Below are 14976 nucleotides of genomic sequence, written 5' to 3'. Positions count from 1 at the left end.
GATGGAAGAATTAATTATACTTGGCACAGGAAATGCCAATGTAACCAAATGCTACAATACCTGCTCGGCTTTACACAATGAACGGGGCTATTTTCTGGTAGATGCAGGGGGAGGCAACGGGATTCTGGTGCAATTGGAAAAGGCAGGAATTCCTCTGGATGAGATTCATGAGATTTTTTTAAGCCATGAGCATACGGATCATATACTGGGAATGGTATGGGTGATTCGGATGATTGCGGCCCGGATGAAGCAGGGGAAGTATGAGGGAAATCTTGATCTCTATTGTCACAGGGAGCTGGTGGAAACTCTGCTGACGATTGTGCGGCTGACGGTTCAGGGAAAGTTTGTAAAGCTCATAGGGGAACGCATCTTCCTGCATCCTTTGGAGGACGGAGATGTGAAAGAGATTCTGGGATACTCTGTCAGGTTTTTTGATATTCAGTCCGTGAAAGCAAAGCAGTATGGCTTTACCCTGACCTTACATAATGGAAAGAAATTTACCTTTGCAGGAGATGAGCCCTATCGGGAGTGCGAGTATGAATACGTAAAGGGTGCGGACTGGCTGCTTCAAGAGGCTTTCTGCCTTTACAGTCAGGCAGAGCAGTTTAAGCCCTATGAGAAATGCCATACCACTGTGAAAGACGCCTGTGAGATGGCGGAGAAACTGGAGATTAAGAATCTGATTCTGTATCATACGGAGGATAAGAATATAGAGAGGCGAAAGGAGCTTTATCTGGCGGAGGGGAAGCCCTGCTTTTCCGGGGAGCTGTATGTGCCGGAGGATTTGGAAGTGTTCGAACTCTAAGATAAACCTTATGGGTTACATAAAAAGCGTAAAGGCAAGGTGGAAACCACCCGGCTTTTACGCTTTTTATTATGAACTGGTATCATTGCGTATGTGTGTAAGAAATTGCATGCCGGATCTTTTGAAGAGAAGAATTGGCCAGCTTCTCATCCCGGAACATTACCATGACGAACAGTGTATCTATGATGCAGAGCTGGCATAGTCTGCTGGACAGAGATTCGGAACGCCAGGCAATTTCTTCCGATGTGGAGGTCAGCACAATATCCGCAAGCTTTGCAAGGGGAGATAAGGGGTAACTGGTCAATACAATGAGCCTGGCCTCGTTCTCCTTTGCGACCTTTGCGATCTCAATGCTTTCTTTCTTTAATCCGGTATGCGATATGACAAAGGCGCAGTCATCTTTGGTTAAAAGACCTGCATTCATTAATTGCATATGATAGTCAGAGGCATAGCCACACTTGACCGGCGAACGCAAAAATTTGTGAAAGCTGTCGAGGGCTACGGCATTGGAACCGCCAAGACCAAAGAACCATACCTTTTTCGCTTCCAGCATAATATCAGCCGCTTTTTGGAAATGATCGCCACGGCTAATCTGCCTGGTTGCCTCCAGTGCCTTGATGCTGGATTCAAATACCTGTGCAATCATTACATCTGCGCTGTCATCCTTTGATATTTTCTCATGAATTGAAATTTCAGAATCAAATTCCTCGGTTAAAAGGTGTACCTTAAAATCCTTAAATCCGTCATAACCTAATTTTTTTGTAAATTGGTAGACGGTGGAATCCGCAATTTTTAAAGTACGTGATATATCGTTGATAGTGCCTCTGGATACAAGCTTGAGATTTTGCAAAATATAATCTGCAATACGCTTTTCCTTTGGATTCATATCTCGATACATGGTCTTGATTCGCATTTTTACAGTCAAATTATCCATAGTATATATTCCTAAAAATTTTTTTCCATGTTCAGAGTAACACAAAAAAAATTTTTTGTAAATAGCTAGACTGTAAAAAAAGACGAATATAAAATATTTTTTTTAAAAAGATATTTACAAAAAAATATTTTTCGATTATAATAAAGCAAGAAAAGCATAGGAGGAAGTTCAAATGGAAAAAATGATACTGTTGGGAACCCATGGCAGATTTGGGGAAGAGTTAATCAAATCGGCAGAGCTGATTCTGGGAGAGATGAAAAATGTGCGCAGCTTTTCACTTTTACCAGGCATGGCTTTGGAGGATTACATTCCGTCTGTGGCGGAGACTCTTGGGAAACTGCCAAAGGGAACCTTATGTCTGGTGGATCTGTTTGGAGGAACACCTTGCAATGCTTTTTGCGCATTGAGCCGTGAATATGGAAATGCGGTAGTGACCGGATTGAATCTGGCCATGCTGATGGAGGTTTACATGAATAAGGATCAATTATCCAATCAGGAGCTGGCAGACCTTGCGGTTTTCACATTGAAAGAAAGCGGAAAAAATGCAACAAGGATTCTGGGTGAAACACCTTAAAGGTATCCCCTGATGCACAAAATCAAGTACGAATCAAAAAAAGAAAGGAGATAGGTATGGCAGACATTGTGTTAATCAGAGCTGATTTTCGGCTGATTCATGGACAGGTAATTACGAAATGGGCTAAGCAGACTATTGCAAATAAGATTCTTATTGTGGATGACATGCTGGCAAAAGACAGCTTTATGTCCTCCATCTATACAATGTCAGCGCCTCCGGGAATGGAGGTTGTTATTGATACGGCAGAGGATGCGGTTTCCAAGTGGAACAGCGGCGGATATGGAAATTGCCGCCTGTTTGTATTGATTAAGGATGTCCCCACGATTTACGCCCTTTTTAAAGGAGGATTCCCGGTAAAAGAGCTGCAGATCGGAGGCCTGGGGGCGGCGCCGGGAAGAAAGGTTGTGTTTGGGCCGATCACCCTGGATCTGCCGGATGCATGAAGCTTAAGGAGATGCAGGATTCGGGGGTTCGGGTATATCTGCATCAGGTACCGGACGATCCGAGCATGGAGTTTACAAAGATACTGGAGAAAAAGCTTTTTGATATTTAGAGAGGAGTACTGAGGATATGAATGTTGTATTAGTTGCCGCAATTTGTGGCCTGATGTATTTTGGCGGTACATCAAAAATTGGATATCATTTAACGACAGCTTTGGGCTCTCCCATTGTTGTGGGCTTTGTATTGGGACTGATTTATGGACAGGTTTCTCAGGGGCTTTTGATTGGAGCTTCCATTCAGTTGATTTATCTGGGTGTAATTGCGACGGGAGGAAATGTTCCGGCTGACCAAGCTCTGGCGGCGACCATCGCAATTCCCATTGCCCTTCAGACAGGTATGACTGCGGAGGTAGCGGTAGGGCTTGCAGTTCCTTTTGGCGTATTGGGTGTATTTATGGATCAGATTCGCCGTACTTCCAATTCCATTTGGGTAAGATGGGCGGATGGCTATGCGGAGAAAGGGGATCGAAAGGGTATTTTCAAATGTGCGGTGATTTATCCGGCAATTTTCGCTTTTTGCCTGCGGTTTATTCCCGTATTCTGTATTAACCTGGTAGGCTCGGATGCGGTTTCCTGGCTGATGGATGTTTTGCCTGCATGGATTATTACGGGCTTCAGCGTAGCAGGCGGAATGCTTCCGGCTCTTGGCTTTGCGATTATTATTATAACCATTGGAAGAAAGGAACTGCTTCCTTATTTCCTCCTTGGATTTTTTGCAGTGGCATACCTTGGGATCGGTACTATGGCGGCAGCGGTATTCGGAACTCTGATTGCCGTACTGATTACCATTAACGCAAGAAAAAATAAGAAAGGAGCTGAAGCATAATGTCTGGAACAGAAGCTTACAATGCTGCCATTATGGAGCAGGAACAGAAACTTACAAAAAAAGATCTCCGAGGGGTTTATAACACATGGTATTTTTCCACGGAGTTGAGTAATTCTTATGAGCGTCTGCAGGCACTGGCATTTTGTAATGCCATTTCAAAGCCCCTGCGTAAGCTGTACAGGGATGATGAAAAATATAAGGATGCGCTAAGGCGTCATCTTCAGTTTTACAATTCGGAGGGAACCTTTGGCTGCATGATTCATGGCATTGTACTTTCCATGGAGGAACAAAAGGCCGGAGGAGCAGAGATTCCGGGCGAAATAATCACAGGAATCAAAACAGGACTTATGGGACCCATGGCAGGAATCGGCGATACGATCATTTGGGGAACCTTAAAGGCGATTATTTTGGCTCTTGCCTGTACTTTCGCCATGCAGGGACAGTCTCTGGGGGCGTTGATTCCTTTCCTGTTCCCGCTGTCAGGTTACTTTATCGGCTGGTATTGTCTGACGCTTGGCTATAAGGTTGGTAAGGACTCTATTATGAAAGTAATGCAGTCCGGTTTGATTAATGACATTATCACAGGATCCAGCATTTTAGGCTTGTTTATGATGGGAGCATTGTCCAGCTCTTATGTAAAGGTAAAAACCGTACTGCAATTTAGTATGGAGAACACAACGGAACCCATTGTTCTGCAGAATATTCTGGATCAGATTTTACCGGGCATGCTGCCGCTGGCAGTCATCTTTGGAATCTACTATTATTTTACTCACAAGGGAGCCAATTACAACAAGGTTATTTTTGGCCTTTTGGGAATCTCACTGTTGTGTGCATTACTTGGAATTTTAGGATAGGTGAAGAAAAATGGAATTGTCAGAGAAGAAAAAAGCAGCATGTGATCAATATTTGGATGAGCAGATGGAAGCTATTTGGAATGTGTCAAAGTATATTCATGCAAATCCGGAATTGAATTTTGAAGAGGTAAAGGCCTGTAAGGTACAATGTGAATTTCTGGAGCAGTATGGCTTTCAGGTAGAAAAGGGCGTTGGCACCCTGGACACCGCTTTTTGCGCTACATATTCCAAGAACTCTCAAGGACCGGTGATAGCAATTATTTCTGAGTATGATGCCCTCCCCATTGGACATGCATGCGGTCATAATCTGATCGCATGCTCTGCCCTGGGGGCGGCCATTGAAGCTAAGAAATACATGGAAGAGTCGGAAACGGCCGGAACTTTGAAAGTAATCGGCACCCCTGCGGAGGAGGGCGGAGGCGGAAAGATTATCCTTTTGGAACAGGGAGTATTTAAAGGGGTGGACGCAGTTCTTATGATGCATCCTACCAGTGATACCACTCGTTTGGCAGGGGCTTGCCTCTCATCCAAACGCTATAAGGTGACATATCATGGGGCATCCGCACATGCAGGCTCTCATCCGGATAACGGAACCAATGCTTTAAGTGCCGCCGCACTGTTTTTGTCCGGCAGCGGATTGCTTCGCCAGCATTTCAAAGGGGACTGGCGGCTGTCAGGCATTATTACAAAGGGCGGTTATTCTACGGGACTGATTCCTGAGCTTAGCGAGATAGAGGGCTCTATGAGCTGTTTTAGCCTGAAAGAATTGAATCTCTTAGCCCAACGGGTAGAGCAGTGCGCCCGTGGCTGCGGCCAGGCCATGGGATGTGAGGTTAAAGTGGAGATTGAAGACGGATATCAGGGGCGTATTCCCAATCAGATTCTTTCGGATCTGTGTAAGGAGGAATTTCGGAAGCTTGGAGAGCCTTTGATGGATGGAATGCCGGTGGATTTTGGCGGAGAGGATTTGGGAAATGTGTCCAGAAAGATTCCTATCTGTAATCCCTATATGACAATTTTTCCGGAAAATAAGATCTCCAACCATACGGAGCAATTCCGGGAGCTGGCCATCTCGGAGGCGGGAGCTCATTGCATCAGACAGTCCTCCAAGGCGATGGCGAGAACTGTGATGGAACTTTTGAACAGGCCGGAAGTGATTGTCCGGGCAAAAGAAGAACTGAGAGAAAGACTTGAGAAAGAATAAAAATGCGTAAGGAAATGAAAAGCGGTATTGTAAAAACAATGTTCTCTGCTCTGCTGTATGGCTTTACGCCAAGTATTTGCGCACTTACCTACGCAATGGGCAACAATCATACCTCCATGACATTTTTTCGGAATTTTTTTGCGGTGCCGGTCCTGTTGGGACTTGTTGCATGGAAGAAAATAAGTCTGCGGATAGACTTTGGTACATTTTTGAAAATTTTTCTGGTAGCAAATCTGGGAGCTTTTATCACAACGCTGCTTTTGTATTCCAGCTATAGCTATATCTCAGTGGGAATGGCTACAACCATACATTTTCTCTATCCGCTGCTGGTGGTGATTTTTAGCTTTTGCTTTTACGGAGATAAAATTACCAAGCGGAAATGGCGATCTATCGGGCTGGCTGGCATAGGCATTATCTGTTTCCTGCTGAACAGCCGGATGGGCGAGACAAAGGGAGTGATGCTGGCTTTTGGAAGCAGTATTACATTTGCGCTGTATATGATGCTGTTAGACAAATTGAAGCTGTCGGAACTGGACGGTAGCAAGCTTATGTTCTATGCATCCCTTATTACGGCGGCTGAAATGTATCTTTTGAACTTTAAGACTCATGCTTTGATTTTTAAACAGTCCTGGGAAGCGCTTGGATTGATGCTGCTGGTGTCGTTTCTGGCATCAGTTGTGGCAAATCTGTTTTTGAAAGAGGGGGTTCATATCCTGGGAAGCACTATGGCCAGCTTTGTTTCCCTTTTGGAGCCCATTTCTTCTATCCTTTTCGGAGTGCTGCTTTTAAATGAAACCGTATCAGGAATACAGATTGCGGGATGCATAGCAATTATTATGTCGATTATGAATCTGATTGGTTTTTCCAAGAGGGTAAGCGCATGAAACATATTATGTTTGAACCGGAAATTTATCAATATACCATGAAAAAAATGAAAGCAGAGCCTAAGAAATGTCTGGTAGTGGAGGACTCTACTTACGGAATTACAGCGGCAAAGGCGGCGGGTGCTATTGTAATCGGGAGGGAAGATGAGCGTTTTGGGTACGATCAGTCAGGAGCAGATTATTTGATAAAACGTCTGACCGAGATAGTTAAGATTATCGAAGGAGGAGTAAGTTGAAGATGAAAAAAGCAGAGATAGGCTTAATTGGCCTGGCCGTTATGGGCGAAAATCTGGTTATGAATATGGAATCCAAGGGCTGCACGGTAGCGGTTTATAATCGCAGTATGGATAAAGTGCTTCGGTTTGTGAACGGCCGTGGAAAAGGAAAGCGGATTATCGGGTGCAAAAGCCTTTCGGAGCTGGTGGAGGCTCTTAAACGTCCCCGAAGGGTCATGCTTATGATTCGGGCAGGGGAAGCGGTAGACGGTATGCTTGAACAGCTCATTCCCCTGCTTGAGCCGGGAGATATTTTGATTGACGGAGGAAATTCTTATTTTAAGGATACCATACGGAGAGAGAAAGAGCTGAGAGAAAAGGGGCTTTTTTATATCGGAACAGGAGTTTCCGGCGGAGAAGAGGGGGCCTTGAACGGCCCGTGCCTGATGCCTGGAGGAAACAGGGAGGCATGGGAAGCAGTAGAGCCTATTTTCACGGCAATCAGCGCAAAGGTAGATGGAGAGACGCCCTGCTGCAGTTGGATTGGAGAAAGCGGCGCAGGCCATTTTGTCAAAATGGTTCACAATGGGATTGAGTATGGAGATATGGAGCTGATTTGTGAAGCCTATCAGCTTATGCGGGATGGGCTGGGCATGGACAATGAAGCTATTTATGAGACATTTGCCAGGTGGAATAAAACGGAACTTAATAGCTATCTTATGGAGATTACCCAGGACATTATGAATTATCGGGATGAGAATGGAGAGGTAGTTGTAGAAAAGATTCTGGATGTGGCAGGACAGAAAGGAACGGGAAAATGGACGATAGAGGCTTCCCTGGAGGAAAGCGTGCCCGTAACCTTAATCAGTGAGGCGGTTTTCGCACGCTGCCTTGCGGCCATGAAGCAGGAGCGTATAAAGGCGTCATCCGTTTACCAAAAGAAATATGGCAGAATTCAGGAAAATGCAGAGGAATTTGTGGAGGCAATCCGCAAAGGGCTGTATGCTTCCAAGATCGTATCTTATGCACAAGGCTACGCTTTAATGCGTGGGGCGGCTGAACACTATGGCTGGAAACTGGACTATGGTAATATTGCGCTGATTTGGCGGGGCGGCTGTATTATTCGGAGTAAGTTTCTTGGAAAGATTAAAGAAGCTTATGATCGGGATGCGGATCTTCCAAACCTGATTCTGGATCCCTATTTTAAATCAGCTATTTCGGATTGCCTTAAATCCTGGCGAAAGGTTGTGGCGGCATCTGTGATGTGCGGAATTCCTCTTCCGGCTATGAGTGCGGCACTTTCCTGGTTTGACAGCTATACCTGTGAAATGCTTCCGGCCAATCTTCTGCAGGCACAGAGAGATTATTTTGGTGCACATACCTATGAGCGTGTGGATCGTCCCAGGGGAGAAGTGTTTCATACCAACTGGACCGGACGCTCCGGAACTACGGCGGCAGGGACTTACAGTATTTAAAAATTTTGACAGTAAGCGAAACATAAAATACTTTTATTTATTTTATTTACAGCAGTAAAATAGTACTCGACTTGTCCCTGGTTTCGGGTTAGAATAAAAGGCAGAAATGTAGCTTTGCAAAAAAGCCGGGAAAAGGAGCGAGGAAAGATTTATGAATAATTTTCAGTATTATACCCCTACAAAAGTGGTCTTCGGAAAGGATACGGAGAAGCAGGCAGGTGAGCTTATAAAGGAGCAGAAAGGCAGCAAAGTTCTGGTTCATTACGGAACGGGAAGTGTAAAGAAAAGCGGACTTCTTGACAGAGTCTATGCAGCTTTGGATGGGGCAGGAATTTCTTATGTAAGCCTGGGCGGCGCAGTGCCCAATCCCCGGCTGTCTCTTGTGTATGAGGGGATTGAACTCTGTAAAAAAGAAGGTGTGGATTTTATTCTTGCCGTGGGAGGCGGAAGTGCTATTGATTCCGCCAAGGCCATTGCTCTTGGAACAAAATATCAGGGAGATGTGTGGGATCTGTATTTAAAAAAGGCTTCGGCCAGGGATGCAATTCCACTGGGCGTGATTTTGACGATTGCGGCTACGGGAAGTGAAATGAGTGATTCCACCGTGATTACCAATGAGGAGGGCTGGCTGAAGCGTGGACTTCACAGCGACTTGATTCGGCCTCATTTTGCGATTATGAATCCGGAGCTTACTTATACCCTGCCGGAGTATCAGACCATGAGTGGCTGTACTGATATTTTGATGCATACCATGGAGCGGTATTTTTCTCATGAGATGGATACGGATCTGGTGGATGGAATGGCGGAGAGTCTCTTAAAGTCCGTTATGCGTGCGGCTAAGGTTCTGCTGAAAGACCCAAAGAACTATAATGCCAGAGCCGAGGTTCTCTGGGCAGGAAGCCTGTCTCATAACGGCCTTACCGGCTGTGGCCGGGCAGGTGACTGGGCCTGCCATCAGTTGGAGCATGAGCTGGGCGGCATGTTTGACGTGGCTCACGGCGCAGGCCTTGCGGCCGTATGGGGCAGTTGGGCACGTTATGTATACAAGGATGATATGGCTCGTTTTGCCAAATTTGCAGTGAATGTAATGGGAGCTGCCTATGACTATGCGGATCCGGAGAAGACGGTCTTGGAGGGCATTGAGGCTATGGAGAATTTCTTCCGGACGATTCACATGCCGGTGAGCATCCGTGAGCTTGGCGTGGAGCTTACGGATGAGCAGATAAAGGAACTGGCTTATAAGTGTACTTATATGGATCAGCGGACGATTGGCGGTATTCGGAAGCTTGGGAAAGTAGATATTGCCAGGATTTATGAGATGGCAAGGTAGCTGTAGAAAGTAATTATTGTCTTGCAAGTAAGGATGGAACGTGCTAAAGTATTTTATATCAAGTAATAACAGGGACTTTGATAAGTCCCTGATTTTTTTGAGGAAGTGAATAAAATGGCAGACACAAGAACGGATCTGGGAACGGAGAAGATCAGCCGTCTATTGGTGCGGCTGGCTATCCCTACGATTACCGCACAGATCGTAAATATGCTTTATAATATCGTGGATCGTATCTACATCGGACATATACCGGGGGAGGGAGCGCTGGCGCTTACGGGACTGGGCTTATGTTTTCCGGTATTGATGCTGGTTACGGCATTTTCCAGTCTGGTAGGGATGGGAGGAGCGCCTTTAGGCTCCATCAAAATGGGGCAGCAGGATTCGGAGGGCGCCGAGAAAATCTTGGGGAACTGCTTTACCATGCTGGCTATCCTGGCAATTGTTTTGACAGTGACATTCCGACTTAATGGGCAAAGGCTTTTGTTCCTGTTCGGTGCCAGCGGGGATACCATTGGCTATGCTTTGGATTATTTGAATATCTATGTCCTGGGAACTGTCTCTGTTATGTTTTCTCTGGGGCTCAATGCCTTTATTACTACTCAGGGCTTTACAAAAATCAGTATGCTTACGGTAGTTATCGGAGCGGCGGTGAACATTGTACTGGATCCAATACTTATTTTTGGGTTTGGCATGGGTGTTCAGGGGGCGGCTTTTGCAACGATTATTGCTCAGACGGTTTCGGCTGTGTGGGTGCTTAAGTTCCTTTTGGGAAATAAGACTATTCTGAAGATTAAAAAGGAAAACCTGAAAGTTCATGGGAAAGTGATTTTTCCGGTTTTGGCTTTGGGATTGTCTCCGTTCATTATGACCAGCACGGAAAGCCTTTTGAATATCTGTTTTAATACATCTCTGCAGAAATACGGCGGGGACCTGGCGGTGGGTACGATGACCATCCTTTCCAGCTGCATGCAGGTGTGCAGCCTGCCGCTACAGGGACTTGCTCAGGGGGCGCAGCCAATTGTCAGCTATAATTTCGGCGCAAAGAATCTGTCCAGAGTGAAAGAGGCTTTTCGCCTGCTCTTCATCAGCGCTATTTGCGCTTCCTCGGTCATCTGGCTGATTGCCGTTTTTGCTCCCGGCTTTTTCCCGTCCCTGTTTTCCGGAGATGAGGAATTGATTGCTTATGCTTCCTGGGCAATTCGGATTTATCTGGGGATGGCTTTTGTGATGGGAGCGCAGATGTCCTGCCAACAGACCTTTGTTGCCATTGGGGAGGCAAAGATTTCCCTGTTTCTGGCCCTGTTTCGGAAGATTATTGTGCTGATTCCGCTGATTTACCTGCTGCCGAACTTTTTTACGGATAAGGTGTTTGCGGTATTTCTGGCAGAGCCGGTGGCGGATACTATGGCGGCGATTACCACAACCACGCTGTTCTTTTGGAGATTTCGGAAGCTGTCCCGGAGGACAGACTGGACAGGGTAAAGATATGTGGTTTGAAAGCCATGTTCGAGTGTTGGAAGAGGAAGGGAAAATTAAAATTAAGTAGGTGCATAATGGAGACACAAATCAAAAAGCTTAATTATGAGACGATAAATATGAATATTATTGAAGAAGCGGGAAAGATACTGAAAGAGGGCGGCCTGGTTGCTTTTCCCACGGAGACTGTCTATGGTCTGGGAGGAGATGCGCTGAATCCGGTTTCTTCGGAGAAAATCTATGCGGCAAAAGGACGGCCCTCGGACAATCCTCTGATTGTGCATATTGCGGACAAGTCCCATGTCTATCAAATTGCAAAGAAGATTTCGAAGGAAGCAGAGAAGCTGATGGAGGCGTTCTGGCCAGGTCCCCTGACCCTGATCTTTCCCAAAACGGATTTGGTGCCGCCGAAAACTACCGGAGGTCTTGACACGGTGGCAGTGCGGATGCCCAGGGATCCGATTGCGGCAGCATTTATCCGGGCTGCGGGCGGCTTTGTGTCGGCGCCAAGCGCCAATGCTTCCGGACGGCCAAGCACTACAACGGCAGAACATGTGGCGGAGGATCTGGATGGCAGGATCGAGATGATTCTGGACGGCGGACAGGCTGTAATTGGCCTTGAGTCTACCATTGTAGATGTGAGCCAGGAGAAGCCGGTGATTCTGCGCCCCGGAGTGATTACAAAAGCTATGATGGAGGCTGTGATTGGGCCGTTGGAAACGGATCAGGCTGTGATTGCGCCGGATTCCGGTATAAAGCCCAAGGCGCCGGGTATGAAATATCGCCATTATGCGCCTAAGGCGGAACTGACTATCGTGGAGGGGGAAACGGAAGCTGTAATTGCCGCAGTGAATCGTCTGACGGAAGAAGCGGAGACAAAGGGAAAGAAAGTTGGAATCATTGCTACGGATGAGACGGTAAACCGGTATGAAAAGGGACTGGTGCAAAGCCTTGGCGCCCGCAGCCATGAGGATGAGATTTCCATGCATCTTTTTGAGGCGCTTAGAAGCTTCGATGAGACGGATGTGGACTGTATTTATTCGGAGTCTTTTGAGAATGCGGCCATTGGGCAGGCGATTATGAACCGTCTTTTGAAGGCGGCGGGGTATCGGGTGATAGAAGTGTAGTGCAAAGTATTTTGAAAAGATGTTTGGAATAGAGGGGCTTCCGGGAAATAAGGAATCAGAAAAGTCTGCTGTCTTATTTTTCGGAAGCCCCTGTTTTGCATAGGGTATGAAATCAATTGCATTAATGAAATCATTAATAAATCAACACAAAACAGGAAGCTGTTGTGTTTAGAAGAAAAAGAAAGCTTGAAGAAGTGTAATTGAATAAGTTGCCTTGCAGTGATAGGCGAGGATGTGCAAGTAATATTATGAATATATTTGATAAATATTTATCCCGAAAGTAACTGCTGTTAAATCTTTTAGAAATACTTGACAAGTTTAAATTGAAAAAGTCATAGAAAATATAATAAATCTATCAAACCTGATATTGGACAAAAAGCTTTTGCCTATAGTGGATGACATTAATGTGCAAAAAGTGAAAGTCGATAAGTCTTCAATCCACCATTGACGTTGGCCTTTATTAACCTTGTGAAATCTAACGTACAAGACTATATTTAAAAAGAAGTGCCAAAACCGACAATCCTTAAAAACAAAAATAACGATAAATCTTGATTCTACAAGACTTATCGTTATTCCACTGCGGAAGATGGGACTTGAACCCTGAACAGAGAGCAAAAAATGTAGTAAAATCAAGGGTTTTTAAGACTATCAAAGAAAAAGTGACCAAAAAAGTGACCATTTAGGAAAAACACGCAAGAAAGGAGAATCTTGCACATATGTTAGGACATTTAAATAAGTCCTTTATCAGTTGTAGAAATATGATTGATAGAGGGCTTATTTATGTGGCTTAACAGTCACATAAGAAGAATAATCACAAATGGTATTAAAACCCCTGTATGAGCCTCACAGAGCCTTACAGGGGTGTTTTGTAACCACAATCCACAGTAACTTGAAAGTATAGTTTCATTGCAGGAAAGGAGGATGAATCACATTAGTTGATTTAAATTAAAAAGGGAAAAAATTGATTACTACATGGGAAAATATGGAGGTAAAAGAAAAAATGAATGAGAAGATTATCAAACCCGGAGTAGTGAAGCGGATTGCTGATTCACTAAGACACAAAGATAAGAATTATACGCAGGAAGATATTGAAACGATTCTGTCTGCATTCTGGGATGTCGTTATTGATGCGATTTCGAATGGCGATTCCGTAAAGCTCAATGGTTATGTCACAATAGGAACAAAACATATGGCTGAACGTAAATCAAGGAATGTGGTTGAAAATCGGACTATGATTCTGCCAGAACATTACAGGGTACATTTCAAGCCAGGTTCAAAGCTGAATCAAGCAGCAAAAGATTTTACAGCAAAAGAATTAGGAGGACAAGAAAAGAATGGATAATGAATTACATAAAAAGGATATTATTAACAAAATATCAGAGAAATTGATTGACGAAAAGATAGTCATAGGCGGCAATAAGAGTTTCTATAAAAGGAAGTACCATCTGAAATACACACAAAAAATTATTGGAAATGTATTGGATGCTTTCTGGGATGTAATAGCTGAAGTCATAGAGGATGGCGATTCTATTAAGCTGTATAACTACATCAAGATAGAACCTAGATATTACAAGGCAGTCAAATTAAATGCGAAAGGTTTTCCAGGGATAAAAGAAAATGTTGTTGCAGCACGATATAGAATGAAGTTTATTATGGGTGAACGTTTGAAAGAAGCATGTAGGAGGCTGTCACAAAAGAAATGTTCTGATGATACGTCAGAAAATACGGAAGCATCAGAATGTGAGGGAGAATGATTCTATGTGCGGTAAAGTGACAAGATATTTTCGGGACAAAGGATATGGATTTATTCAAGGAGAAGATGGCAATACATATTTTATTCATCATTCAAAGTTGAATGGGGAGCATATTGAAAAGGGATATTATATCTTTTTTAAGCCATTCCAGAATGACAGAAGTGATTATAATGCAAAAAATGTTATGGTGATTGAAGCACCGGAAAGGAAAAGAAAATATGGCAGTACACGTAAAAAACATGGATGAGCTGGCAAAGGCGATGCAGCCAGTATTATTGAAAATGGTTGACCAGTTGGCAGACAGAGTATATGAGACTTTGAATTATTTCTTACAAGATTATTATTCGGGGTATGAACCTTCGAGTTATCAAAGATCAAAGGATTTCCTGTTTTCGGCTGTGAAGGTTGATGCACACCCATATAATGGCGGTGTAAAAGCAAGCGTATATATTGATTACGATTCTATGAATAATTATGTAAATGCTAGCGGATACCAAGTGGCAAAGTGGTCGAATGAAGGCAAACATGGAGGCATAGAAGTAAATCATAAGCCCCATGTGTGGGATGATACTTTGGATGAAACTGTCAATAATGGGGTACTTTTAAAGATGGCAATTGAATATTTAAAGAGTAAGGGATTTTCAGTAAGGAATTAAGAAAGGAATAAATATATGAAATTTAAAGCAGCGGATAGAATGGCACTGGTAAACAAGAAGACCATGAAAAAGTTAGTCAAATATTTTGCAAGAGAAGATTGTACCAATTTTGATTTATCACAGGTGGTTAATTATCTTGTTGATATTGCGATTGGTGAATTAGAGGCAATAGATGAAATGGAGCATGTAAAAGATGAAGAAATGAATTGTGGTGAATGCGAATTTTTAAAATCGTATAACCATACATATAAGAATTATTATTGTGATCATGAAGACAGAATTGACGATATGGGGAAATTGAGCGTTGATGAGTTGCTGAATGGAAGTCCCGAATGGTGTCCATTAAGAAAAAATTAGTATAG

General features: G+C 44.1%; 18 protein-coding genes. 17 read left to right on the top strand and 1 reads right to left on the bottom strand.

Annotated features, from left to right (window positions below; translation table 11 throughout):
• Position 1 precedes the first annotated feature (1 nt).
• Positions 2-805 carry an MBL fold metallo-hydrolase gene (locus VSQ61_RS03915; RefSeq protein ID WP_334343131.1) on the top strand — a complete coding sequence of 268 codons (804 nt, stop codon included), beginning with the start codon at positions 2-4 and terminating at the stop codon, positions 803-805.
• Positions 806-887: 82 nt separating this feature from the next.
• Here the strand turns inward: VSQ61_RS03915 and VSQ61_RS03910 are convergent, their stop codons facing one another.
• Positions 888-1739, bottom strand: a complete 852-nt coding sequence (locus VSQ61_RS03910) for a MurR/RpiR family transcriptional regulator (protein WP_334343130.1) — start codon at positions 1737-1739, stop codon at positions 888-890.
• 172 nt (positions 1740-1911) lie between these two features.
• On the opposite strand from VSQ61_RS03910, the gene VSQ61_RS03905 reads away from it, so the two are divergent.
• From VSQ61_RS03905 to VSQ61_RS03830, 16 genes are all read left to right on the top strand, one after another.
• Positions 1912-2313 (top strand): PTS sugar transporter subunit IIA, encoded by a 402-nt coding sequence (locus tag VSQ61_RS03905; protein WP_334343129.1) that lies wholly within the window; start codon positions 1912-1914, stop codon positions 2311-2313.
• A 56-nt stretch (positions 2314-2369) separates the two neighbouring features.
• A complete protein-coding gene (locus tag VSQ61_RS03900) occupies positions 2370-2756 on the top strand; it encodes a PTS sugar transporter subunit IIB (RefSeq protein ID WP_334343128.1) in 387 nt (128 codons plus the stop codon).
• A gap of 127 nt (positions 2757-2883) precedes the next feature.
• Positions 2884-3639 carry a PTS mannose/fructose/sorbose/N-acetylgalactosamine transporter subunit IIC gene (locus tag VSQ61_RS03895; protein WP_334343127.1) on the top strand — a complete coding sequence of 252 codons (756 nt, stop codon included), beginning with the start codon at positions 2884-2886 and terminating at the stop codon, positions 3637-3639.
• Positions 3639-4493: a PTS system mannose/fructose/sorbose family transporter subunit IID gene (locus VSQ61_RS03890; protein ID WP_334343126.1), complete on the top strand. Its 855-nt coding sequence runs from the start codon at positions 3639-3641 to the stop codon at positions 4491-4493. Before VSQ61_RS03895 ends, VSQ61_RS03890 begins: the two co-directional genes overlap by 1 nt.
• A gap of 10 nt (positions 4494-4503) precedes the next feature.
• A complete protein-coding gene (locus VSQ61_RS03885; RefSeq protein WP_334343125.1) occupies positions 4504-5697 on the top strand; it encodes a M20 family metallopeptidase in 1194 nt (397 codons plus the stop codon).
• 2 nt (positions 5698-5699) lie between these two features.
• The gene (locus VSQ61_RS03880) at positions 5700-6581 is read left to right on the top strand and encodes a DMT family transporter (RefSeq protein ID WP_334343124.1); all 882 of its coding nucleotides are present in this window, start codon (positions 5700-5702) and stop codon (positions 6579-6581) included.
• Entirely contained in the window at positions 6578-6817 is a 240-nt protein-coding gene (locus tag VSQ61_RS03875; protein WP_334343122.1) for an HAD-IA family hydrolase, read from the top strand. The genes VSQ61_RS03880 and VSQ61_RS03875 overlap by 4 nt, the downstream gene beginning before the upstream one ends.
• A gap of 2 nt (positions 6818-6819) precedes the next feature.
• Positions 6820-8271, top strand: coding sequence for a decarboxylating NADP(+)-dependent phosphogluconate dehydrogenase (gene gnd / locus VSQ61_RS03870; RefSeq protein WP_334343241.1), 1452 nt, complete (start codon positions 6820-6822; stop codon positions 8269-8271).
• A 151-nt stretch (positions 8272-8422) separates the two neighbouring features.
• A complete protein-coding gene (locus VSQ61_RS03865) occupies positions 8423-9601 on the top strand; it encodes an iron-containing alcohol dehydrogenase (RefSeq protein WP_334343121.1) in 1179 nt (392 codons plus the stop codon).
• A 114-nt stretch (positions 9602-9715) separates the two neighbouring features.
• Complete coding sequence (locus VSQ61_RS03860; protein ID WP_334343120.1) at positions 9716-11083, top strand: MATE family efflux transporter; 1368 nt, start codon at positions 9716-9718, stop codon at positions 11081-11083.
• A gap of 71 nt (positions 11084-11154) precedes the next feature.
• Positions 11155-12204 carry an L-threonylcarbamoyladenylate synthase gene (locus VSQ61_RS03855; RefSeq protein WP_334343119.1) on the top strand — a complete coding sequence of 350 codons (1050 nt, stop codon included), beginning with the start codon at positions 11155-11157 and terminating at the stop codon, positions 12202-12204.
• 1000 nt (positions 12205-13204) lie between these two features.
• A complete protein-coding gene (locus tag VSQ61_RS03850) occupies positions 13205-13546 on the top strand; it encodes an HU family DNA-binding protein (RefSeq protein ID WP_334343118.1) in 342 nt (113 codons plus the stop codon).
• Positions 13539-13958, top strand: a complete 420-nt coding sequence (locus tag VSQ61_RS03845; protein WP_334343117.1) for an HU family DNA-binding protein — start codon at positions 13539-13541, stop codon at positions 13956-13958. The genes VSQ61_RS03850 and VSQ61_RS03845 overlap by 8 nt, the downstream gene beginning before the upstream one ends.
• 4 nt (positions 13959-13962) lie before the next feature.
• Positions 13963-14205: a cold-shock protein gene (locus tag VSQ61_RS03840; protein ID WP_334343116.1), complete on the top strand. Its 243-nt coding sequence runs from the start codon at positions 13963-13965 to the stop codon at positions 14203-14205.
• The gene (locus VSQ61_RS03835) at positions 14177-14614 is read left to right on the top strand and encodes a YomN family phage-derived protein (protein WP_334343115.1); all 438 of its coding nucleotides are present in this window, start codon (positions 14177-14179) and stop codon (positions 14612-14614) included. Before VSQ61_RS03840 ends, VSQ61_RS03835 begins: the two co-directional genes overlap by 29 nt.
• A gap of 15 nt (positions 14615-14629) precedes the next feature.
• Positions 14630-14971 carry a hypothetical protein gene (locus VSQ61_RS03830; protein WP_334343114.1) on the top strand — a complete coding sequence of 114 codons (342 nt, stop codon included), beginning with the start codon at positions 14630-14632 and terminating at the stop codon, positions 14969-14971.
• The last annotated feature ends 5 nt before the right edge of the window (positions 14972-14976 follow it).

Source organism: Candidatus Merdisoma sp. JLR.KK006 (assembly GCF_036941035.1).
Classification (GTDB): domain Bacteria; phylum Bacillota; class Clostridia; order Lachnospirales; family Lachnospiraceae; genus Laedolimicola.
This window is presented reverse-complemented; position numbering and strand designations above follow the sequence as displayed.